The sequence below is a fragment of the Glaciimonas sp. GNP009 genome, assembly GCF_054343755.1.
Genome location: NZ_JBTGUV010000004.1, coordinates 2,281,439 through 2,302,259 on the forward strand (window position 1 = coordinate 2,281,439; position 20,821 = coordinate 2,302,259).

A 20,821-nucleotide genomic window follows, 5' to 3' on the forward strand; every position below is an offset into this window, starting at 1 on the left:
TAAGAAAGTTCTCCCCGTATAGATTCGTTGATCCGTGTCGGCCTTTTCTGAAGGGCTGTAAGGCTTAATCAGCAGGAATTTTTTCTTTTTAAAAGCTCGTGCATCCCTTTCGCGGTGCGCGGGCTTTTTTACTTCAGACCGAACTGGTTTGAGGATTCTCCAAAGTGTCCCGAGCGGCGGCAATGCAGCGATTGCAGACTTTCGTATTTTTTAAGATCGAAGATCAATACCCTTAAGCCGACATTCGATTGCAGCAAACATTTCCGGTCAGATCTATATACATCAAAAGATTTGAATTATTAAAGTAATCGTTAGTTACCGACAATTACCATTTGTATGGGTGGCGGATTAACCTATGCATTGTTTGCTAGTGTCGCACTAATGAGTTTAACGATGTCCTCATCTTTGCTAATTTTAAGCGGGAAGCCAGTGATGTTTAATATTTTGCTGGCAACGTCGATGACTAAAGTGTCACCTTCGATGGCAAGCTCAAATATTTTTGAACGATCGCCCAATATTGATCTAGCTAAAACGTTGGGGTTACTCGCCTGATCCCCTCCCTTTAATCTTGCATGTGCCGGTGCCGCAACAGAAAGCAAAAGGTCTCTCAAGGCGTCTGCCTCACAAATTGATTCCGTGTTAGCCGCAAACTGTAAGCATCTAAGAATATCGGCATATTTTTCTTGAATATGATTTTTATCAAGTTGGCTGATGAATTCTATTTCCTCAGCTGCGGCACTTGGCTTTCCTAACGATGTGAATTGATCTGATGTCTGATAATAAGATTCAATAGAACCTCTCCTTAAAATAAATAATCCAGAATTCTCTAGCATATCCAATAAAGTAGAAATTCTTTGCTTAATAGTGCTCCATGCGTTGTCTGTCGATAACGTAGATAACTCGCTATCAGGGTATAAAAAAAGGCTACAAAATACAGCTCGACGTTTAGCAGTATTATCTTCGCCATTTTTTTTGTTGACCCAATATGAATGTAATTCTGCTTTTTCTGATATCTCAGCCCATCTCTCTAGTACAAGCTTGCAGAAGTCATTGTAAATTGCGGTCGCCATGGCATTAGCTGAGGCGAAGCCGTGTTTAGCTGCATCTTGATCAGCCACTCGGCTATCAGTAAGGAATTGATTGACCAAAGTAAGGCCATCGGCAATTCCATCTGCATCAGCCAGAGCAACGGGCTCCTTGCCTAAGAGACGAAATAATTTTGTGACAATGGGCATCTGCCCCTTACCAATTACTGGAAGAAGTTGCGAGCCAGCCGCCTCTAAATGAATTCCGGCCTTGCTTGAAAGAGCGCTACAGACCATGACGTCTGAAGGCCCTTCGACTAAAAGCGGACGTTTGCAAAACAATGATAGTTTATGCTCTTGTCCGAGGCGAGCAATTAATCCCCGAATTTTTGTATTACTAAGTTCTCCTGCGCCTGCGGGCAGTTGAACAGGGTCTGAGTTGAGGTCATAACAAAATACAAGCGATAGCAAGTCATCAGGACATGCTAATTGAACCATTTCAGTAGAATGCGTCGCAATTACAACAATTTTCTTATTGCCACTATCTGAAGGGTAGCCAGCAACGCTGATAATTTCTTTAAGAAGAAATGCTTGTAACTGGGGATGTAACGAAACTTCTGGTTCGTCTAATAGCAGAACGCCGACTTCATCATCATAAAGTGCGGAAAGTATGCCTACCAAATGCATCAAGCCCGATGCCTCCCGTCCTGATGAGTAGGGCTGAGATTGATTATCCAAATGAGAGAACAGAATCTTTAGGCTTCCTCCATCCCAATCAATCAATATATCTCGCTTAAAAAGCTTCTTAAGGCGTTCTTGGATTTTTATAAGAATATCTGATCGCGCGGCAAGAGTTTGGAAGTCACCATTTAAGGTCTCCATTTGATGGCGGCGGTGGGAGTCGCCTTTGTTTCCATATACGGCTTGATCATATCCAGGACTGCCACCACGATGACCGTCGTAGTCTGACCGGAATTGTTCCAACATGCCCATTCGGCCCGCAGATAAAAAACGAACCTTTTTGCCTATCAAATGGCTTCCAAAACTCTTTTTTAGCCCTCGAAGAAGATGCGTTTTACCTGAACCATTTGGGCCTAAAAGAACCGTCAGGCCTTTATGAAGGGTTAAAGTTCTAGCAATTTCACCATTATGGCTACTAATTTGCGCAGTTAGTTGGATTGGAAAAGTCATCTAAATCGTTCCTTATGGGAGACGCGAACGGCGTGCACCGCACTTTCTTGAATCACGAAAGTCAATCCCAAGATTAATAAAGCTTGCGCGGTGGAGTCGGAATTCAGGCGTTAGTTGCAAAAGTTGCAAGCTAAGTATAAAGATGAAGTGTTGAGTATGAAATAATTATTTCATCATTGACAGCATCATGAATGACCACTTTTAGATAAATCTGATGATGATCAATATAAACGGTGAGGCTGCTTCCAGTCTTTACCGGCCAATCGCCACAAGTCGCTAACGATCCGTCGCGGCCGGTGGGTAACATCACAGATGATGAAAAGATCGTAAAATTTGATAAAGTCAAACCCAAATTCGGTTTATTGATGGAAGTGTGTGATGTGAAAAATATTAATTTATTGATATTTAACTACGCTATTCGGGGCACTATCTAATCCCGATACCGTTGATGTCGGCGAAGTTTACTGTTTGGAATCACTTCACCCAGCTCCAAAAATTGCTTAAACCTTTTTAGCTTCAGATATGTAGTTGATGAATGATGGTCCTGAATCCGGCAGCTTCAACGATCACTTGAGCGCTCATCCTGACGATGATTTTTGGCACATTGTTGATTATTTTGAAGGCCCCGAGTTCGCCGAAAAAAAATACTTAGTCCAAAAACCGGGGTATTCGATCAAATGAGGCTGAACGAGGCACAGCTCGACTAATTGACCGCCAAGGGAGAGGGTCTTCACTTCTGGGTACACTAAACAGTATTCCGCGCCCCAACTGCGCGATCTTATAAAGGCTATCTAATGAGCAATGCAAATTTATACATCCCACCCAAAGTTTGGTCCTGGGATCAGGAAAGCGGCGGCAAGTTTGCCAGCATCAACCGCCCTGTCGCTGGTGCCACGCACGACAAGGACCTGTCAGTGGGACGCCATCCGTTGCAGCTTTATTCGCTCGCCACACCCAATGGCGTCAAGGTGACGATCATGCTTGAAGAGTTGCTGGCCTTGGGCCACGCCGGTGCGGAATACGACGCCTGGCTGATTCGTATCAATGATGGTGATCAGTTCGGCAGTGGATTTGTTGGGGCTAACCCCAACTCCAAGATCCCGGCTCTGATGGATCATAGCAGTGAAACACCGGTGCGGGTGTTTGAGTCCGGCGCCATTCTTCAGTATCTGGCCGAGAAGTTTAGTGCCTTCCTGCCCAGCAGCGGCGCGGCGCGGGCCGAATGCTTGTCCTGGCTATTCTGGCAAATGGGCAGTGCGCCTTTTTTAGGCGGAGGCTTTGGTCATTTTTATGCTTACGCACCTGAAAAGTTCGAGTACCCTATCAACCGCTACGCGATGGAAGTGAAACGTCAGCTTGATGTGTTGGATCGCCAACTGTCAGAGCACCGCTTCCTGACGGGCGACGACTATACGATCGCTGATATGGCGGTATGGCCATGGTACGGCGCGCTGGTCAAAGGTCAACTTTACGAGGCCGGTGAGTTCCTCAGCGTGCATGCGTACAAGCATGTATTGCGCTGGGCCGATGAGATTGCATTGCGTCCAGCTGTCGTGCGCGGACGCAAGGTTAACCGCGCGTGGGGCGAACCCTCCGACCAACTACTCGAGCGTCATGACGCCAGCGATTTCGACCTCCGCACTGAAGACAAGCTTGCCCCTTCCACCTAGGGCAAGTCTCGCTGAACTGGTACGATGGTGACAGGCTAAGAACCGCTGTACCAGTTGTACCCTTGGTCTTCCCAATAGCCGCCGGGATACTCGTTGGTGACGAAGATCGCTGCAATGTGCTTGGGGTTCTTGAAGCCGAGTTTGGTCGGCACCCGCAGTTTTAACGGATAGCCATACTCGGTTGGTAGCGGTGAAGTGCCAAAATCTAATGCCAGCAAAGTTTGCGGATGCAATGCGGTTGCCATGTCGATGCTGGAGTAGTAGCGGTCGGCACATTTAAAGCCGACATATTTTGCCGTCGTATCAGCACCGATATGGGCCAGGAAAGTGCGAAACGGCACGCCGCCCCACTGGCCGATGGCGCTCCAGCCTTCGATGCAAATATGGCGCGTGATCTGCGACTCCTGTGGTAATGCCCTTAATTGCGCCAGGTTCCAGTTGTCCTTGTTACGCACTAGTCCAGAGACTTCCAGCTTATAGGTATCACCATCGATCTCCGGTGCGGAATCTGCGTCATAAAAAGCATTGAATGGAAACGGCTTGGTGATCATGCTGGCCGGATAGGTTTGCGCCAGATGATTGGCGCGAAACAACATACTTTGCACACGATCATTCCAGCGTGACATTGCCCACAATACCTTGTCGACCTGATCGCCATCCTGCAGGTTGCAGCCGCTTAGTAGCGATAACGCGCCCAGTGACAAACCCGAACGCAGGAACAGACGGCGCTGCAGTTGCACCAGTTCAGGTTGTAGCTCACTGTTTTTCAGCAGTTTGTTTTTTTTCTCGCTCATCATTGCTGCTCCTGCTTGATAAGTTTTTTGCTGGAGTGGCGGGGTGCCCGTCCGGTTAGCATGGGCAGCAGCGTGCTCGGCACGATCAGCACCAGCGCCAGATGCACCACCACGAAGCCGACGATACCGGCCATGGCGATGAAGTGCACGCGGCGTGCAATGTCATAGCCGCCGAATAGGTCGACCAGACCATCCAACTGCACCGGTTTCCAGATCGATAAACCGGACGCTACCACCAGCACGCCAAGCAGCAACACGCCGATATACATTAGACGTTGCACGGTGTTATAGACGCCTGGCTGATGCGCCAGCTTTAAGGTCAACGCATCTTTTACATCGCGCAGCAGGGCACTGAATCGTAGCGGCAGGAAATGACGGCGGAAATGACCAGCGAGCAGGCCGTAGCCAAGATAGATCAGGCCGTTCACACCCAACAGCCACATCGCCGCCAGATGCCACGCGATCGCGCCGCCCAGCCATCCACCGAGAGTGGCCCAATGCGGAAAACCAAAGCCGAACAGCGGCGAGGCGTTGTAAATCGCCCAGCCGCTCATTACCATACAGACGATGGCGAAGGCGTTGATCCAGTGCACTATGCGCACCAGCAACGGATGAATGATGCGGCGGGGGTTATCGGCAGTCGCCATGAATACACCTTATCAAAAATCGTTACGGTCAGCTGGCCAGCCCGGCTGCCGGGTCGGCGGGTCGCCGGACCGCCGGACCGCCGGACCGCCGACTTCCCGCGATACAGCTTTACATCGGCGGCACTACGCCGTTGATTCCAACCAGGGCGCGACTTACTACTTCGCTACCATCGGCGGCTTTGGTAACAACAAATACGCCATGGGCGCCAGCAACCAGCAAGCTGCGGTCAGCCTTGTTTAGGCTCACGATTGGGACGTCGGCTGGTACGACGATTTTCTTTTCACCATCGGGATACTTGACGGTGATGGTGCGGCCGCTGGTGACGACGACGTCGCCGACCGTACCGTTGGTCATCGTGCTTTTCTTACCCAAATCCCAGGCGTAATGACCTTCGCCCGACTTCATGCCAGCCGGAAAGACGGTTACTTCCAGCGCCTTCAGCGTGCCGTCAGGTAGCGGTATGGCGGCGCTGCCGATGAAACTGTCAGATTTAATATCAGTGATGGCGGCATGGCTAACCGACATCACCGCCACGTCAGGTGCCAGTTTCAAGGTCAGTTTCTTACCGGCTTTGGTGCTGACTTCGAGAGTATCGGCGGTCACTTTTTGAATGGTGGCGCGCACCCGCACCGGCGCTGCCGTAGCGGTAGTCTGGGCGATGGCAACGCTGCCATAGGCGAGCAAAGTCGTTGCGGCCAGGGCGGGAACAAGCCGACGTAAAAATTGTGCAGTTGTCATGGGAATAGTCTCGGTAGTTGCTGGGAAGTTCATAGTAGGCGTGCCGAAGTGTCTTATCGGTGACAGTTGAATGACAATATTGTCATTATTCGTGGCGTGCGAATTGATAGAATAGTCTCATCACCATCAAGGAATGAGCATGGCTATCCTCGTCATCGAAGACGACCCAAAGACCGGCGACTACCTCAAAAAAGGCCTGCGCGAATCAGGTTATGCGGTCGATTTGATTCGCAATGGCAGCGACGGTTTACACATGGCACTGGAGAATTCCTACGACCTGGTCGTGCTGGACGTTATGTTGCCCGGTACCGACGGCTGGAAGATCATGACTGCGATCCGCGCTCGCCGTGATTTGCCGGTCATCTTCCTGACCGCGCGCGACCATGTAAACGACCGTATACGCGGGCTAGAGTTGGGCGCCGACGATTATTTGGTCAAGCCATTTTCGTTTACCGAACTGCTGCTGCGAATTCGCACTTTGCTGCGTCGCGGCGTGGTGCGTGAGGCGCATGCGCTGGATTTTTTTCAGGTTGCCGATTTGCAGCTTGATCTGTTGCGGCGCAAGGTCACGCGTCAGGGCATCGATATTGTTCTCACCAACAAGGAATTTCTTCTGTTGCATCTGCTAGTTAAACGCCAGGACGAGGCCTTGTCGCGCACCGTCATTGCTTCCGAAGTGTGGGACATGAATTTCGATAGCGACACCAATGTGGTCGATGTCGCCATTAAGCGGCTACGCGCAAAGATCGACAATCCCTTTGACCACAAACTGATCCATACGGTGCGTAGTATCGGCTATATGTTTTCTGAAAATCCATGAATCTCTGGCGTACCCGCTCACTGACCGCACGTGTCTCTTTTCTGTTCGCGCTGATTGCCTGCGCTATTGTTACCAGTCTCGGCATGTACTTGTATTCGTCGGCCCGCCACGCGCTGGAAACCCGCGCCGATTATTCGCTGATTGGCAGGGTAGAGCATTTCCGCACGTTGCTGCACGATCTCTATAACGTCAAGCAGATGGAAGATCGGCCAACATTGTTTGAAACCATGCTGGGCAGCGAGAGCGATGTGCTGATGTTCGCCTATCCGGGTCAGGCACCGTTCGTACGTGTCAATCCGGATAACATGACGCCGCCGCCAATGTTGCCGGTGGGCTTGAATCAACCCTTAAAATTAGCAGTACTGCAAACAGGTGAACGCGCCGATGGCGTGCGTGTGCGCTGGATCTCGGCCGAGGCCGAAGTGGGGAGTGATGGCACCAAAGTAGTGATCGTCGGTGCCCATGTGATGACGCAAGAATCGCATATGCTTTCTCGATACTATTGGCAGGTGATTGGTGCCGCTGCAACATCGGTGTTGCTGGCAGCGCTGCTCTCTTTCCTGGTGCTGAAGCGCGGCTTCCGGCCGTTGACGTCGATGGCAGCGCGCGCCGCCGAAGTCAGTCCGACCAATATCGCGGTACGCCTGCGCGAAGAGGACGCGCCGCAAGAGTTGCGGCGGCTAGCTGCATCCTTCAATGCCATGCTGGATCGGCTTTCCGACGGCTATGAACACCTGTCGCAGTTTTCTGCCGACCTCGCGCACGAGATTCGTACGCCGATCGGCGCCATGATGGGACTGACTCAGGTGACCCTGAACAAGGTACGCAGTGTCAGTGAATACCAGCAGGTGCTGGAATCGAATCTGGAAGAGCTACAGCGCCTCAGCCGTATTGTGGAAAACATCCTGTTCCTCGCGCATGCCGACCATGCCGGTCTCGCTGTCGAAAAAACACCGCTGGTATTGACCGATGAACTGCACAAGATCGCCGAGTATTTTGAGGGTATGGCTGAAGAGCGCGATATCAGACTGGTGGTGGACGCCAGCGGCGAGCTGCAAGTCAGTCCGGTGATGTGGCGCCGCGCGGTCAGCAACCTGGCGGTGAACGCGGTACGCTATGCGCAGCCGGGAAGCACCGTGCGGTTAAGCGCCAAGCCACAGGCACAGGGCACATGCGTTGAAGTGGAAAATCAGGGAGACCCGATCCCGCAAGAACAGCTAGACCGCTTGTTCGACCGTTTCTATCGCGGCGACAAATCGCGCAGTGAATTCACGGAATCGAACGGTCTGGGATTGGCGATTGTGCGTGCCATCATGCTGGTGCATGGCGGCAGGGCCGAGGTGAGTTGTTCGGCGGCGGGACTGATCCGTTTTAGCCTGTATTTCCCACAGACGCCGCAGGAAATACCCGCACGAACCTAAGAAAATGGCTCGCGCAATGGTAGGGCGTGCAACAGTCTGCTGACAGTATTTTGCTATCAGGTCTGGCGCAGAAGGGATGGGTCGCCGTTCAGTGCAAACGGCAGAGCACGGGCCCAGCGATTGGCGGAAAGCGAAAACGTCAGCGAGCGAACCTGGTGATACCACCCGGCTGGCACATACAGGAGCTCGCCAGCATCGACAATGCATTCGATCATTGTCGCCTTACGCGCTAGCGGAAATGTGTCGAAATCCGGTGCTTCTGGGTTAAACGGCGAGCCAAACAGGATGGCATTCGCCTCGCTGGTATAAAGAAATTCATCGTGATGAGGCGGGGATAGAAAAATTCGTTTGGTGCCCCATATCTGCGCAAAAATATTATCGTCGTAGTCGCAATGCAGCGGTGTCACCGTTCCTGAAGGGCCAAGCCAAAAGCGAGGTGGACCCATCTTGCCAAAATATGTCGGCCAGTAGCACAGCTTGTTTAACGCGCGTAACTCCAAATTACCCAAATAAGGCGGCAGATCCTGCGGGTCAGTGGCGACAAGATCAAGATACGCAAGCATAGACATATCCTGCATGGCCCGATCAGACGCGAATGCAGTATTGACATAGTCGCCCACCCTCGCGCGCACTGGCAAGTCGCCAAAGTGGTCGCGCAGCGTTTGCGGTGTGAGAGTGGACAGAGGCCACCTTCGGACAAGTCCCGTGATCACAAATGGTAAGCCTTGTGCGGCACGCCTGCGAAACGCCGCAGTATCAAGTATGCCAATTCGAGGCACCGCGGAAATAGACGGAAGCGCGCGTCCGATGCGCCGTATCGCGTCACGCACTTCTTGTACTGAAGTGATTCCGCGAACCAGCGCATCCTTGCGTTCTTGCGCCTGCTTTTTGGCGATAGCGTCCTCTGGCGTCTTGGCGTTTAATGCAAGCATAGGTGGCAACCGTGACGATACACGCGGTTGTGGCAGTGCTTGATTACTGCTGATCGAATTTTTCTCTGCTGGCATATGTTCCTATACGCTTCTCTTTTGGCTGAAGGTGGTTAGTGATCAAAAGTGATGATTGACCGATGGTCCTACTTTTGGTCCATCTCCATTCACAACGCCGCCCCTTCACTCTCAAGCCATGAGCGGAACAACATAACAAGATCATCTGCGGATTTCCCATCCGGAACATAGGTGCAATAGCTGCGCGATGGCAAACGCGGGCCGGTGAACGGCGCGACAAGTCGGCCAGCGGCGAGATCGTCTGAGACTAGCGCCGTCGGTCCCATTGCGATGCCTATTCCATCGATGGCAGCTTGTAATGTCAGATAGAAGTGGTCGAAGGTCAGCGTGGCGGCGGGCTTGAGCGCCGGTATCTGTGCGCTCACTAACCAGTCCGGCCACAGCCGGGGAAGACTCGACGTGTGCAGCAACGTATGCTGCCGCAAATCCTCTGGCATGCATAGCGGCAGTCGCTGCAAAAGTGCCGGACTGCAAACCGGCATTCTCTCCTCGGACAGAAAAGGTCGCATTGCGTAGCCATAAAAGGTATCCGGACCGCCGCGGATGATGATGTCGTAGATATCTTTTAGACTCTCCACTGACTCGTTCGACGTTTCTACCCTAACGTCCACGTCGACATGCTCAGCGCGGAACTTGGCCAGTCTCGGCACCAGCCAGCGCAGCGTGAATGTCGCGGATGCATTCACGGATAGTGTGCGGGAGGCTGTTGTGGGAAAGCCATATTGTGCGGTTGACCGTGAAAGCTGCTCGAACAAGGGGCCGATTTCCGCTAAATAGGTCTTCGCCGCCGGAGTGAGCACCACGCGCCGGTTGTGTCGTTCAAACAATGGTGCGCTAAGCCACTCTTCCAGCAGGCGCACGTGCTGACTTATCGCACCTTGCGTCACATGCAATTCCGTAGCTGCCTCCTTGAAGCTACCGAGCCGACCTGCGGCCTCAAAGGCACGCAATGCATTGAGTGGAGGCAATATTCGCTTCATTCAGGATAGTTTTTTTAACGTGAACGTCCAATTTATCTGGTTTGTCAGCTTGCTGCAAGATAGATATCCTACTTACATCACGCCTAATCGGCGTAAATAGCGATGAGATGGCGAAAGAAAGCGGAGGGACATCCTTGCGTTCGCGGCTCATTCGCAGCTATCTCGCGCTAATTGATGGCACTTTTACGGCTGGCGCACCCGCCAGCGCGCTCTTTTTTTCAGGAACCCGCATGCTCAGTTATACCGGTGGTCTCGTCCTCTTTGCTGCTTTGCTGCACGCGAGCTGGAACGCGATGTTGCACGGCAACCGTGACCGGTTCCTGTCCATGACGTGGATGAGCATCGCCATCGGAGCGGTCTCCACGGTTGTCGTCCTGTTCATGCCATGGCCGCCCGTCGCAGCGTGGCCGTACATCGTCGCATCGGGGCTTGTGCATATCGCCTACAACGTCAGCCTTGTGCGGTCATATCGCCACGGTGATCTGGCGCAAGCGTATCCAATTGCGCGCGGCTCGTCGCCATTGCTTGTTACGCTTGGCGCGGCGCTGTTCGCACACGAGGCCATTGGCCCTTTGCACGTTCTCGGGATTGTGATGATATCGGGCGGCATCATCGCGCTCGCGCTGCAAGGGCGTCACGTGTCGCGCGCGGGTGTGCTGGCCGCGCTGACAACTGGCGCGACGATCGCACTCTACACCGTGATCGACGGCATCGGCGTGCGCTTATCCGACGGCCACGCGGTCGCCTATACTGCGGCGATGTTCCTGTTCTATTGGATGATGCCGGTGCTGTTCGTCGCAAAGCGGGGGCTTGCGGCGATCTGGACGCCATTACGGACGGCACCCATGTCGGTCAGTTCGTCTGTCGCTGGCGGCCTGGTGTCAATCGCGGCGTATGGCATCGTGATCTGGGCCATGCAGTCCGGTGCGATGGGCGCGGTATCGGCATTGCGCGAGACCAGCGTGGTGTTCGCCGTGCTGATGGGGCGCGTGTTTCTGGGGGAAGCAGTCAATGGCAAGCGCTGGTTTGCGTGCGTGATTGTTGCGGTTGGGGCGATTTGTCTGGGGCTTTGATTGCGGGTATCTGTTGCCATCAACTAATTTACCCCTTAATTGCAGGGATCGGCTTTCCGCTATGTTTGAGCAGGTTTAACTACAAATATTCAGAAGTGGTGGTCCTATCAATAGTGCCTCACGGTCAGAGTCAGCCTATTTTTTGGAACATAAAATTATTTACGAATCTGTTTTGATTTTCTTGCAGAAAGGTCTTCGTTTTCGAATATTTCAAGGAATTTGCTATTGTGACCTCGACCTACAGAAGGGTCGCATTCACAAAGATCATTACTTACTAAAAATGTCGGAATGCGTGCCGGTACGCTCGAAGTAAACCGCCTCAGCGTTTGGGGTGTAAATCAATACCCAATCCGGCTCTATATGAAGGTCACGGTTTGGCTTCCATTCACCTTTTAGAGGATTGTCACCCAGTTCTCGCGGAAGGGTATCTCCCGAAAGAATCAAAGTAATGACATCGCGTAGCTTTTGCATATCCTTGCCGCGCTTTTCCGCTTGTTTTACGTCTAGTTTGAATTGTCCGGAATACTTTGGCAGCCGCATTAAATACCTAGCTGTTTAAACAGATCGGTCGCATCGGCCGCGCTAAAGATATCTTCGCCTCTTTGGCTTTTACGTAGCGTTTCAGCGGTCAACGCATTTGGGGTTTCATAGTCAGCAATGTAAAGACGCATCAAATCCCGAATAATTTGGGCGGCAGGACGATGACGATCTGCCGCGACAGCCATAAACTGGTCCCGTAATGCGGACTCCATTTTGATTGACATTTGTACTTCTTTAACCATTTTGGCCTCCCTGTGAATGATGAGCATCATCATTATACTAAATACCGTTATGCTACTTAATAGATACTCTTTAAGTATCTTAAAGGTATCTTATAAAAATGCTTTGCAGCACAATCAAGGCCAATGTTGTCACCATGCACAGCGGGATGAGGAACAACGTGGGCAAGATATGATCCTGATTGAAGTTTCGTCACCGCTATCGGTAAAAGCCCGTATCGCACAAGCTCTGCGATGGATCATTGTATGAAAGTCATCGCGCGACAATCAACCTTCACCAAATAGCGCGTGATGTCCATAATCTCTTGGCCCTATAGAGAAAGGGAACAGGTTTAGAAGCCTGATATATCCAAAGCGCACAGACCGCGAAAGGGTCATTTAACGTACGTTCAACTTGTTGCGCCTTTTACGGGTGGCAATAGTGGTGAGACTTCGGCCTGCCCGTTGCTTTGGATACTGGTCTTCTAACTCCGCTATTTGCCGCCCACCCTAATTGGAAGCAGGGCGCGGAGTAAACATTATCCAAGAAGCAGACATGCCAACCCAACCCAACCCAACCCAACCCACCTCGTCAACTGCTCCCGAGGCACTCCATCAAGCATTTTCATGGTTACCGCTCCACCTTAGAGCCGATCCACACGCACAATTTATTGCGATGACCACGGATGTCTGCCTAGGCATTCAGACCTGCGTTGATCTCGCGTATTTCAGTACGATGGATAGAGGTAGCGATACAACGCCAATGCTGGATGTTGCAGATACGGACCGCTTGCTGCGCCTAGTGTCTATGTCGTCTCAGATGCTGGCGAACGATGCAGAAAGCCGAATTGATCAACGCAAGCACCGCTCTGACAAAATCCGCTCAGTGACTGATACAACCGATCCTCAACCTTAAAAGCACATCGGATCGTCAGGAAAAGAATCGGTCAATGATTTCCTGTCGCAACGGAAGCCCGCTGGCCCGGGCGCGCTGAAGCACGGTCCAGAAATAACGGTAGGTTGCGCGGTCATGTAATTCATTTTCATGGCTGATTGGTCCCCACGCGACGTCGCTGGCGGCGAGCAAAATATCACTGGCTTTCTGCACCTCCGACGATGCTGGACGCATAGCCGTCACGATCGGCATGATTTGTCCGGGATGTACGCTCCACATGCGCAAAAAACCGAATTCGTGGCGAGCGCGGTGGGCATCCTGTCCCGTTGCTGCGGGGTCGCGTATCGACAACGACACATTGTGGGCTGGCACTACGCCATACGACAAAGCAGCGGCGACGATATCGCATTTGGCACGTACTACCAGCGCGTGTTCGAATTGCTCCGGGCTTCGCATTGCAGAAAACGGGATAGCGCCCTGATGTCCACTGACGAAATCCATCAGCCCAAAATCCAGCACCTGCAAGCCGGGCAACGCGGCGATACCAAATACATCGCGCAAAGCGCCGTGCGTTTCGATCAGAATATGGATGGGAATATCACGATGCAAGCCAACCGCAGCACGGCGTTGTTCGATATAGTCGATCATCTCGGATGCATCACCGGTGCTGCCTACTTTCGGCAAAGTCAGATAGGCCAGCCTCTCACCGGCCTCACCGATAAGAATATCAATATCATCGCGCCAGAACGGTGATGACGGATCATGGATGCGTGCACCGACCATGCCATGGCGATTGGCCGCCGAATTGATGAGGCTGGCGGCCATGTGAGCGTGCTTTTGTTCCTCTCCCGCAGCGGCGCCATCTTCACAATCACAGGTGACGTCGAATACCGGTCCATAGTCTTGCTGCAATTGCAGCGCTTTGACCATCAGCTTTTCGCTGCCAGCATAGTGTTCGCAGGACGCGATGACCGGTACAGACTTTTCACCTGCAAATAATGCCGTGGCAGGATGCGCGGCAATACTGACGCTAGTTTGGTCAGCTTGCATGGAAGATTCCATCTTTTATTCTTTCGTCGATAAATTAAATATTACGTTTGTGCACTTCGCCATTACGTTCAAAGTCACGTTCAAATCGCCCGCTGTTCGCGCAGCATGGCAATCGCTCGCGCGTCGAGTCCGAGCAAAGTGCGCAAGATGGTGTCTGTATCAGCACCCAAAGCGCCACCGAGGTGACGCAAAACTGCCGGCGTCTCCGACAACATCGGTACCGACACTGGCACCACGATTTCCCCGACGCGGGCGTCATTAACGGTGACCAAATCGCCCCGGGCAGCGTATTGCGGATCTGAAAAGATGTCATCAATACCCATTACCGGACCGCAAGGCACGCCCGCCCCGTCGCATCGCGCTATCACGTCTTTCAAGCTGTGGTCGCCGATCCAGCGTGCAATGGTGGCGTTGATCTCGCCGCGTCCGGCAAGCCTTTGGGGGTTGGTCGCATAACGATCCGGCCGCGCCAACTCAGGTTGTTTCATCAGGATTGCCAGACGTTCGAATATCTTGTCGCTTGAACAGGCCAGTGCCACCCACTTACCTTCTTTGGTCTGCCAGTGGCCATGCGGTACAACGTGCCCGACATCCGCACCCATGCGCGTGCGCACGTGGCCGAATTTTGCATACGCCGGTGCCAGTTCGTCGAGCAGGCGAAATACCGATTCATACAAAGAGACATCGATAACCTGTCCGATGCCGGACTGCTCGACCGTGCGCAATGTCAGTAGAACGCCAATCGCGCCCCACATGCCGCTGATGTAATCCGCTAACGAGGTAGAACCGGGTACCACAGGCGGACCGTCGGCCATGCCAGCCAGTTCGGCCAGTCCGCTGAATCCATGTGCGACGCGAGCGAAACCCGGCCGCTCGCGGTACGGTCCGGTCTGGCCATAGGCGCTTACACGCAGTAGCACAATGCGTGGATTTACCGCACGCAGAACCTCAAATCCGAGGCCCCATTTTTCCATCGTCCCGGGACGAAAGTTCTCCAAAATAACGTCGGATTGTTCGACCAGTTTCAGGAACAGGTCCCGACCCTCGGGAATCCGTAAATCGACTGTTGCAAAGCGTTTGTTACGCGCTTCACTGAGCCAGATCAACGTATCCCCGCATTCGGTCGGGGTGCCGAATTTGCGCAGCGGATCGCCAGTGCCCGGTTGTTCGATTTTGATCACTTCCGCGCCAAAATCCGCCAATATCGTGCCGGTGAAAGGGGCGGCGAGAAACGTGGCGATGTCGAGCACGCGTATGCCTTGCATCGGTTGCGATTGACTGTTAGCCCCAGCGTTGCTTACGGTATTCATCGTGCGACGTTCACTGCAGGAGAGGCCTGCTCAATAATATAAGCCGCACGTTGCTGGATCGAACGCGCTAATTTTGCATGCGCCAGATCGATCAATACGCCTTTCGAGCCGAAAGCACCATTGCCTTGGGCCGCTGACAGCGCAAGCTCTTCAAGCACGTTGGAGGCCCAGGATAATTGGGAAGCGGCAGGAGAAAACACCTCGTTTGCGATGTCGACCTGGCTTGGATGGATAGCCCATTTACCTTCAAAGCCCAGCGCTGTCGCGCGCACGGCAGATGCCCGATAACCCTCAACATCGCCAAAGTCTGCATAAGGCCCATCGATCGCCCGCAAACCGTAGGCACGGCAGGCGTTGGCGATGCGCGCTAGAGCAAAATGCCATTGGTCGTTCCAGTGGCGCTGACGCAAGCCATTCTGATCGGGCGCGGTAAGGACCGTATAATTTGGACTAGACGTGCCAAACACCACATCGTTAGTGCGCATATCGACGGTGTAATCGCCGACCCCAAAAATCATCGCCTCAAGCCGGTCGGAGGAGGCCGCGATCTCTTCGGCATGGGCGACACCTTGTGATGTTTCGATCAATACTTCGATACCGACGCGTTTGGCGCGGTTCTGTTCACGTTCGATTGCGGTCAGGATTTGCGCTACAAACTGGACATCAAATGCAGAACCAGCTTTCGGCAGCAATATCATATCCAGGCGTGGACAGTGCGTCACTATATCGATCAAATCGCGCAATGCCCATGGGGTATCGAGACCATTTATGCGCACCGCCACGGTCTTGTTACGCCAGTCGATGTTATTCAGGGCCACAATTGCATTTTTTCTGGCTTCATCCTTGCGATGATCGGCCACCGCATCTTCCAGATCGAGGAATAAGGTATCGACTGCACTATTTGCCGCCTTTACAAAGAATCGTTCGGACGTGGCGGGAACAGCCAGTTCAGAGCGTTGCAGCCGTTTGGTTCTGGGCTGGATGATAGTTGCAGACATATTTTCCTCGAATCGATGAAGGCACTGGGTTTGAAATTGATTCCGGCCGATGCGTAAAAGCTGCCATAGCGTCACTCAGCGGCGGTTAGCAGTGCAATGTGAACAGGCGGACAAGTGCAACAAAATACCGGTCCGGAATCTCATTGCAAGTGTACGAACAGCCGACTTGCTTAGACAAGCGCAATTAACTGATCGATTCTGAAGATTTTCTTAACAATGGGATGGATCGAGGCGTGGATTAGGAACAGGCGCATAAATCACTGTTTCCGCCAACTAAAGACTCTTATCACGCAGGTCATCTAAAACTTCAGTATCAATTACAATAGTGCTAATCCGAGACATTAATAAGAAAAAATGAATATTAATTTGAAGCTGCTTCACTCATTTCTGCTGGTCGCTGACCATAGCAGTTTCCGCGAAGCGGCCGAACGTGCGAATCGATCACTGCCTGCTATCAGCATGCAAATCAAGCAGCTGGAGAGTCAGCTCGGCGTGGTGTTGTTCCATCGCACTACGCGACGCGTCGAATTGACGCGTGAAGGTGAGCATTTGGTCATTAGCGTGAGAAAATCGCTGGCAGAAATCGAAGCGGGACTGATGCAATTGAAAAGCGCCGTGGATATTCAAACTGGCCAAATCACGTTTGGATGCGTCCCCACCGTGGCTAGTACGCGTTTACCCGCGATCTTAGCTGCCTTTGCGGAGGCTTATCCAGGGATCGTGATTACGTTGCGAGAGCTTGCCGCAAAAGAGTTAATGGAGGCCGTGAGACGCCGTGATGTCGACTTCGGGATTGGTCCGAAAACCGAAAAAATGAATGGCTTTAATTTTCAATCGATTCTTGAGGATGAATACTTTGCGCTGGTTCCACCTAATTACAAAACCACGCGCAAGACTCGCATCACAGTTGAAGAGTTAGGGAAGTTGCCACTGCTGAAGTTAAGTGCTGGTTCGGCTTTGCGCGGGCATATTGATATGGTGTTGCAATCGCGCTTTCCTGACCTTGAAACAAAATTTGAAATGATGCAAGTGACGACACTGATCGCAATGGCGGAGGTGGGATTAGGGGTTGCTCTGTTGCCGAAAATTTCTCTTCCTAAGCGTTCGACACTGCGCGCATTGCGGATCGTCGAGCCGGAAATCAGTCGTGAAATCGGTATCATCTCGATCAACGCGCACACGCTTTCTCCTGCGGCCACCCGGTTGGTGTCGTTCGTCGAACGCATGCTTCCGATGGATGACGCGAACGCTAAGTAATCATTACAAACATCCATGTCGTCTTGGTGTTCAGTGTGTTTTCAGTATCCGGTAGATCGCGGCGGGATTTCGAATTATTCAATTAAGCTAATGAATGCCTTACATAATTTGATTAGACTTATTGAATGCACTTTTCTAACATGGATGCATTAACCCAGTTTGAAAGGTATGCGATGGACTCTACCATTTTTCGTCAGGCGATGAGACAGCAGGTTGGTGCCGTTGCGGTGATCGCGGCCGGTGCCGACGGTGGCCGCACTGGCATGACCGCCACCGCCGTTTGCTCCGTGTCCGATACGCCTCCGATGGTTCTGGTGTGCGTCAATAAAAACGCCAGTGCACACGCCCTGATTAAAAGTGCGGGCCATTTTTCGGTCAACTTTCTGTCGGCGCAACAGGAAGATATCGCGGATTGCTTTTCGGGTGGGACCGGTTTGAAAGCCGAAGCGCGTTTTGCATTCGGAACCTGGTCCACGTTGCAGACCGGCGCACCGGTACTCGCCGATACGTTGGCGAGTCTCGATTGCGAACTGATCAATGAACATCAGTACGAGACGCATTCGATTTTCATTGGGCGCGTACGTGCTTGCAGCAAGGGCCCGGAAGACGAACCGCTTGTTTATTTTCGTGGAAAATTTACCAGCTTGCCCGAAGGTGTGGCTTTGTAAGAAGCACAAAATGCGGCAATATGCGGATACGGAATACGCACTTCACGTGACCGCAATTGCGGTCACGATTGCTGAGCGCAGAATCTAGCGATACATCTTTTTCCAGTCACCAGAGTTAGGGCGCGACAAGCCTAGATTTTCCCTCAACGTCGTGCCTGCGTACTCCTTTTGGAACAATCCGCGACGTTGCAGTTCTGGTACCACCAGCTGCACGAATTCTCTGTAGGTTCCTGGCATGTGCGTAGCGGCTAGTACGAAACCATCACATGCACCGCCAGTGAACCATTCTTCGAGCTGGTCGGCGACATCCGTTGGGCTGCCCACGAAGGTTGGCAATTCCTTGGTGGTTCCACGGCCACTAAATTTGAGGAATTCCGCTAGCGTTGGATTCTTTTTGCCACTCGCCAGAATGACCCGATCCAAAATGGCGCGCAATCCCGAAATCGATGAAAGTTCATCATCGGTAAATTGGTCATCCGGCCGCTTGCTTGAGAAATCGAAATTCAGCACTTCGGATAATAGTGCCAGCGAATCGATCGGTTGCACCAGCGCATCAATTGCAGCACGCCGGTCTTCGGCTTCGGCTTTACTGGATGCGACCACGGCATAAATTGCGGGAGCAACCCTCACGCTGTCCGGGTCCCGGCCATGCGCGGCAAGTTTTGCTTTGAATTCCTGATACCGTTTGCGCGCAACCTCGATATTGGGCTGAATGACGAATACCAGCTCGCCCCAGCGTGCAGCAAATTCACTACCGCGCCCACTTTGGCCAGCTTGTATCAATACCGGATGCCCTTGCTCTGAACGTGGTACGGTGAACGGTCCACGCGAGTTGAAAAATTCTCCATGATGGTCGAGGCGGCGCACTTTGTCCGGATCGGCAAACAGATTCGCTGCCTTGTCACCGACCAGCGCCCCTTCATGCCACGTATCCCAGTGACCAAGCACAACCTCAAGAAATTCATCGGCACGGTCATAACGCAAATCGTGTTCCTGATGCTTGCTCACGCCGAAGTTGTTGGCTTCTGAATCGTTGAGCGAAGTAACGACATTCCAGGCCACCCGGCCGCGCGTCATGGCATCCAGTGTGGAAAACACACGAGCGACATGAAACGGTTCGTAATAAGTCGTTGAATAAGTCGCACCGAGTCCTAACTGTTTGGTCGCCAGACCCATCGCGGTGAGCACAACTACCGGGTCCAGTTTTACCGCCCGCACGCCGTTACGCACCGTGTCGGCATGGCTATCGCCATAGACATCTGGCATTGCGAGTCGGTCATCGAAAAACGCGAGATGAAATTTCCCCGCTTCCAGCGTGCGTGCGATGTCTTGATAGTACTCAGGTGTCAGATATCCGGCATTGGTTTCAGGGTGGCGCCAAGAGGCGACCAGATTCGAGCAGTTCTGCGCCTGTAGGAATGCAACCAACGCCATTTGTTTATTAGCCATGTCATCCTTGGATCATAGGTGTCGCATTAGCGCGACGATGATGCATGTTAAAAATAGGCTGCGGCTACGTCCAATCAAATTATGTTAGGGATTGCTCAGTTATCTTGAATAGTTATTTTGGGACGTACGCAACTTTACAGGTGGTAATTAGCCTTATCCATTACTCGTCTTTTTTGAAGTATCGGTAAGATTATTTGATTTGTGACCACTCTATGGTTCTGATAGCATCATTTGACCCTCAATATTGTCAACCTACACCCAGATCGGAACAGCATGAGCAGGAAGAAGAAGGCAATCAGCACCAATATCGGGTGGAGTAACGCCAGCAGCATTACCTTGTTTGGTAAAGACTTTGTTTCCGAGATTCTGGGAAATCTCAATCTGGGCGATATGGGCTTTCTGGAGCTGACCGGCCGCATACCTAATCCCAATGAATCGCGGATGTTCAATGCGATGGTGGTCTCGCTGGTAGAACATGGTCTTACGCCAAGTTCGATCGTCGCTCGCATGACTTATCTGGGCGCACCGGAATCGCTGCAAGGCGCTGTCGCGGCGGGTTTGAATGGTCTGGGGTCCGTGTTTGTGGGCAGTATAGAAGGCGCGGCAAAAATGCTTTCAGAAAGCATGCCCGTGCCCGATGCAGAGGCTGACTTTGCAGCGCTAGCAGTCACAGCAGTGACGTCGTTCCGTGCGCAAAAGCGTATCGTGCCAGGGATTGGACACCCGTTTCATAAACCCATTGATCCACGTACGCCACGACTCATGGAACTAGCCCGCGAGACCGGTTTTGATGGTCCTTATCTTAAGCTAATTGTAGCGATTGCCGAGGAGGCAGCCCAGCGTAGCGGTAAGCTTTTGCCGGTTAACGCGACCGGTGCCATTGGCGCATTGTGCTGCGAAATGGGATTTGACTGGAAAATTTGTCGTGGTCTGGGCGTAATGGGTCGCGCTGTTGGACTGGTCGGACACATCCTCGAAGAGTCGCGCAACCCGATGTCTGAAGAGATATGGCATTCGATCGAAGCGCGTGCCACGGCGCATATGAATCCGGATGCTGAGCCGGAGTAAG

General features: G+C 52.4%; 20 protein-coding genes. 8 read left to right on the forward strand and 12 right to left on the reverse strand.

Features of this window, described 5'->3' with window-relative positions:
- Nucleotides 1-353 precede the first annotated feature (353 nt).
- Nucleotides 354-2,216 (reverse strand): ATP-dependent nuclease, encoded by a 1,863-nt coding sequence (locus ACXX82_RS10965; RefSeq protein WP_458562908.1) that lies wholly within the window; start codon nucleotides 2,214-2,216, stop codon nucleotides 354-356.
- 794 nt (nucleotides 2,217-3,010) lie between these two features.
- Here ACXX82_RS10965 and yghU point away from each other — a divergent pair.
- Nucleotides 3,011-3,886 carry a glutathione-dependent disulfide-bond oxidoreductase gene (gene yghU, locus ACXX82_RS10970; RefSeq protein WP_458562909.1) on the forward strand — a complete coding sequence of 292 codons (876 nt, stop codon included), beginning with the start codon at nucleotides 3,011-3,013 and terminating at the stop codon, nucleotides 3,884-3,886.
- A 35-nt stretch (nucleotides 3,887-3,921) separates the two neighbouring features.
- On the opposite strand, the gene ACXX82_RS10975 is transcribed toward yghU, so the two are convergent.
- From ACXX82_RS10975 to ACXX82_RS10985, 3 genes are all read right to left on the reverse strand, one after another.
- Nucleotides 3,922-4,680: a molybdopterin-dependent oxidoreductase gene (locus tag ACXX82_RS10975; protein WP_322240332.1), complete on the reverse strand. Its 759-nt coding sequence runs from the start codon at nucleotides 4,678-4,680 to the stop codon at nucleotides 3,922-3,924.
- The gene (locus tag ACXX82_RS10980; protein ID WP_322234593.1) at nucleotides 4,680-5,327 is read right to left on the reverse strand and encodes a cytochrome b/b6 domain-containing protein; all 648 of its coding nucleotides are present in this window, start codon (nucleotides 5,325-5,327) and stop codon (nucleotides 4,680-4,682) included. The genes ACXX82_RS10975 and ACXX82_RS10980 overlap by 1 nt, the downstream gene beginning before the upstream one ends.
- A gap of 109 nt (nucleotides 5,328-5,436) precedes the next feature.
- Nucleotides 5,437-6,099: a hypothetical protein gene (locus tag ACXX82_RS10985; RefSeq protein WP_458562910.1), complete on the reverse strand. Its 663-nt coding sequence runs from the start codon at nucleotides 6,097-6,099 to the stop codon at nucleotides 5,437-5,439.
- Between the two features lie 106 nt (nucleotides 6,100-6,205).
- Here ACXX82_RS10985 and ACXX82_RS10990 point away from each other — a divergent pair, with 106 nt between their 5' ends.
- Nucleotides 6,206-6,886, forward strand: coding sequence for a heavy metal response regulator transcription factor (locus ACXX82_RS10990; protein WP_458562911.1), 681 nt, complete (start codon nucleotides 6,206-6,208; stop codon nucleotides 6,884-6,886).
- Nucleotides 6,883-8,307, forward strand: a complete 1,425-nt coding sequence (locus ACXX82_RS10995; protein WP_458562912.1) for a heavy metal sensor histidine kinase — start codon at nucleotides 6,883-6,885, stop codon at nucleotides 8,305-8,307. Before ACXX82_RS10990 ends, ACXX82_RS10995 begins: the two co-directional genes overlap by 4 nt.
- Before the next feature lie 56 nt (nucleotides 8,308-8,363).
- On the opposite strand, the gene ACXX82_RS11000 is transcribed toward ACXX82_RS10995, so the two are convergent.
- Both ACXX82_RS11000 and gcvA read right to left on the reverse strand, forming a co-directional pair.
- Nucleotides 8,364-9,314 carry a cupin-like domain-containing protein gene (locus ACXX82_RS11000; RefSeq protein ID WP_458562913.1) on the reverse strand — a complete coding sequence of 317 codons (951 nt, stop codon included), beginning with the start codon at nucleotides 9,312-9,314 and terminating at the stop codon, nucleotides 8,364-8,366.
- Nucleotides 9,315-9,403: 89 nt separating this feature from the next.
- Nucleotides 9,404-10,294 (reverse strand): transcriptional regulator GcvA, encoded by an 891-nt coding sequence (gcvA, locus tag ACXX82_RS11005; protein ID WP_458562914.1) that lies wholly within the window; start codon nucleotides 10,292-10,294, stop codon nucleotides 9,404-9,406.
- Nucleotides 10,295-10,524: 230 nt separating this feature from the next.
- Here gcvA and ACXX82_RS11010 point away from each other — a divergent pair, with 230 nt between their 5' ends.
- Entirely contained in the window at nucleotides 10,525-11,367 is an 843-nt protein-coding gene (locus ACXX82_RS11010) for an EamA family transporter (protein ID WP_323506306.1), read from the forward strand.
- A 267-nt stretch (nucleotides 11,368-11,634) separates the two neighbouring features.
- Here ACXX82_RS11010 and ACXX82_RS11015 read toward each other — a convergent pair whose 3' ends face one another.
- Together ACXX82_RS11015 and ACXX82_RS11020 are read right to left on the reverse strand one after the other, a co-directional pair.
- A complete protein-coding gene (locus ACXX82_RS11015; RefSeq protein WP_458562915.1) occupies nucleotides 11,635-11,907 on the reverse strand; it encodes a type II toxin-antitoxin system RelE/ParE family toxin in 273 nt (90 codons plus the stop codon).
- Nucleotides 11,907-12,131, reverse strand: coding sequence for a hypothetical protein (locus ACXX82_RS11020; RefSeq protein ID WP_322234606.1), 225 nt, complete (start codon nucleotides 12,129-12,131; stop codon nucleotides 11,907-11,909). Before ACXX82_RS11020 ends, ACXX82_RS11015 begins: the two co-directional genes overlap by 1 nt.
- 550 nt (nucleotides 12,132-12,681) lie before the next feature.
- On the opposite strand from ACXX82_RS11020, the gene ACXX82_RS11025 reads away from it, so the two are divergent.
- Nucleotides 12,682-13,041: a hypothetical protein gene (locus tag ACXX82_RS11025; protein ID WP_458562916.1), complete on the forward strand. Its 360-nt coding sequence runs from the start codon at nucleotides 12,682-12,684 to the stop codon at nucleotides 13,039-13,041.
- Nucleotides 13,042-13,056: 15 nt separating this feature from the next.
- Here the strand turns inward: ACXX82_RS11025 and ACXX82_RS11030 are convergent, their stop codons facing one another.
- The 3 genes from ACXX82_RS11030 to ACXX82_RS11040 all read right to left on the reverse strand — a co-directional run bounded on the left by ACXX82_RS11030 (nucleotide 13,057) and on the right by ACXX82_RS11040 (nucleotide 16,378).
- On the reverse strand, nucleotides 13,057-14,070 hold the full coding sequence (locus ACXX82_RS11030) for an HpcH/HpaI aldolase/citrate lyase family protein (protein WP_458562917.1): 1,014 nt from the start codon (nucleotides 14,068-14,070) through the stop codon (nucleotides 13,057-13,059).
- An 80-nt stretch (nucleotides 14,071-14,150) separates the two neighbouring features.
- Complete coding sequence (locus ACXX82_RS11035) at nucleotides 14,151-15,380, reverse strand: CaiB/BaiF CoA transferase family protein (RefSeq protein WP_458562918.1); 1,230 nt, start codon at nucleotides 15,378-15,380, stop codon at nucleotides 14,151-14,153.
- Nucleotides 15,377-16,378 carry an HpcH/HpaI aldolase/citrate lyase family protein gene (locus ACXX82_RS11040; protein ID WP_322234613.1) on the reverse strand — a complete coding sequence of 334 codons (1,002 nt, stop codon included), beginning with the start codon at nucleotides 16,376-16,378 and terminating at the stop codon, nucleotides 15,377-15,379. Before ACXX82_RS11040 ends, ACXX82_RS11035 begins: the two co-directional genes overlap by 4 nt.
- Before the next feature lie 354 nt (nucleotides 16,379-16,732).
- Here ACXX82_RS11040 and ACXX82_RS11045 point away from each other — a divergent pair, with 354 nt between their 5' ends.
- Together ACXX82_RS11045 and ACXX82_RS11050 are read left to right on the forward strand one after the other, a co-directional pair.
- Complete coding sequence (locus ACXX82_RS11045) at nucleotides 16,733-17,635, forward strand: LysR family transcriptional regulator (RefSeq protein WP_322234615.1); 903 nt, start codon at nucleotides 16,733-16,735, stop codon at nucleotides 17,633-17,635.
- 125 nt (nucleotides 17,636-17,760) lie between these two features.
- A complete protein-coding gene (locus ACXX82_RS11050; protein ID WP_458562919.1) occupies nucleotides 17,761-18,303 on the forward strand; it encodes a flavin reductase family protein in 543 nt (180 codons plus the stop codon).
- Nucleotides 18,304-18,387: 84 nt separating this feature from the next.
- Here the strand turns inward: ACXX82_RS11050 and ACXX82_RS11055 are convergent, their stop codons facing one another.
- Nucleotides 18,388-19,752 carry an LLM class flavin-dependent oxidoreductase gene (locus ACXX82_RS11055; RefSeq protein WP_322234619.1) on the reverse strand — a complete coding sequence of 455 codons (1,365 nt, stop codon included), beginning with the start codon at nucleotides 19,750-19,752 and terminating at the stop codon, nucleotides 18,388-18,390.
- Nucleotides 19,753-20,025: 273 nt separating this feature from the next.
- Between ACXX82_RS11055 and ACXX82_RS11060 the strand changes: the two genes are divergently transcribed.
- On the forward strand, nucleotides 20,026-20,820 hold the full coding sequence (locus tag ACXX82_RS11060; protein WP_322234621.1) for a citryl-CoA lyase: 795 nt from the start codon (nucleotides 20,026-20,028) through the stop codon (nucleotides 20,818-20,820).
- The last annotated feature ends 1 nt before the right edge of the window (nucleotide 20,821 follow it).

What these genes read in the sequence shown, in the direction of transcription:
- ACXX82_RS10985 (WP_458562910.1), bottom strand. Translation starts at nt 6,099, where the DNA reads ATGAACTTCCCAGCAACTACCGAGACTATTCCCATGACAACTGCACAA.
- ACXX82_RS10980 (WP_322234593.1), bottom strand. Translation starts at nt 5,327, where the DNA reads ATGGCGACTGCCGATAACCCCCGCCGCATCATTCATCCGTTGCTGGTG.
- ACXX82_RS11020 (WP_322234606.1), bottom strand. Translation starts at nt 12,131, where the DNA reads ATGTCAATCAAAATGGAGTCCGCATTACGGGACCAGTTTATGGCTGTC.
- ACXX82_RS10975 (WP_322240332.1), bottom strand. Translation starts at nt 4,680, where the DNA reads ATGAGCGAGAAAAAAAACAAACTGCTGAAAAACAGTGAGCTACAACCT.
- ACXX82_RS11050 (WP_458562919.1), top strand. Translation starts at nt 17,761, where the DNA reads ATGCACTTTTCTAACATGGATGCATTAACCCAGTTTGAAAGGTATGCG.
- ACXX82_RS10990 (WP_458562911.1), top strand. Translation starts at nt 6,206, where the DNA reads ATGGCTATCCTCGTCATCGAAGACGACCCAAAGACCGGCGACTACCTC.
- yghU (WP_458562909.1), top strand. Translation starts at nt 3,011, where the DNA reads ATGAGCAATGCAAATTTATACATCCCACCCAAAGTTTGGTCCTGGGAT.
- ACXX82_RS11055 (WP_322234619.1), bottom strand. Translation starts at nt 19,752, where the DNA reads ATGGCTAATAAACAAATGGCGTTGGTTGCATTCCTACAGGCGCAGAAC.
- ACXX82_RS11040 (WP_322234613.1), bottom strand. Translation starts at nt 16,378, where the DNA reads ATGTCTGCAACTATCATCCAGCCCAGAACCAAACGGCTGCAACGCTCT.
- ACXX82_RS10995 (WP_458562912.1), top strand. Translation starts at nt 6,883, where the DNA reads ATGAATCTCTGGCGTACCCGCTCACTGACCGCACGTGTCTCTTTTCTG.
- ACXX82_RS11015 (WP_458562915.1), bottom strand. Translation starts at nt 11,907, where the DNA reads ATGCGGCTGCCAAAGTATTCCGGACAATTCAAACTAGACGTAAAACAA.
- ACXX82_RS11060 (WP_322234621.1), top strand. Translation starts at nt 20,026, where the DNA reads ATGAGCAGGAAGAAGAAGGCAATCAGCACCAATATCGGGTGGAGTAAC.
- ACXX82_RS11030 (WP_458562917.1), bottom strand. Translation starts at nt 14,070, where the DNA reads ATGCAAGCTGACCAAACTAGCGTCAGTATTGCCGCGCATCCTGCCACG.
- ACXX82_RS11010 (WP_323506306.1), top strand. Translation starts at nt 10,525, where the DNA reads ATGCTCAGTTATACCGGTGGTCTCGTCCTCTTTGCTGCTTTGCTGCAC.
- ACXX82_RS10965 (WP_458562908.1), bottom strand. Translation starts at nt 2,216, where the DNA reads ATGACTTTTCCAATCCAACTAACTGCGCAAATTAGTAGCCATAATGGT.
- ACXX82_RS11025 (WP_458562916.1), top strand. Translation starts at nt 12,682, where the DNA reads ATGCCAACCCAACCCAACCCAACCCAACCCACCTCGTCAACTGCTCCC.
- gcvA (WP_458562914.1), bottom strand. Translation starts at nt 10,294, where the DNA reads ATGAAGCGAATATTGCCTCCACTCAATGCATTGCGTGCCTTTGAGGCC.
- ACXX82_RS11035 (WP_458562918.1), bottom strand. Translation starts at nt 15,380, where the DNA reads ATGAATACCGTAAGCAACGCTGGGGCTAACAGTCAATCGCAACCGATG.
- ACXX82_RS11000 (WP_458562913.1), bottom strand. Translation starts at nt 9,314, where the DNA reads ATGCCAGCAGAGAAAAATTCGATCAGCAGTAATCAAGCACTGCCACAA.
- ACXX82_RS11045 (WP_322234615.1), top strand. Translation starts at nt 16,733, where the DNA reads ATGAATATTAATTTGAAGCTGCTTCACTCATTTCTGCTGGTCGCTGAC.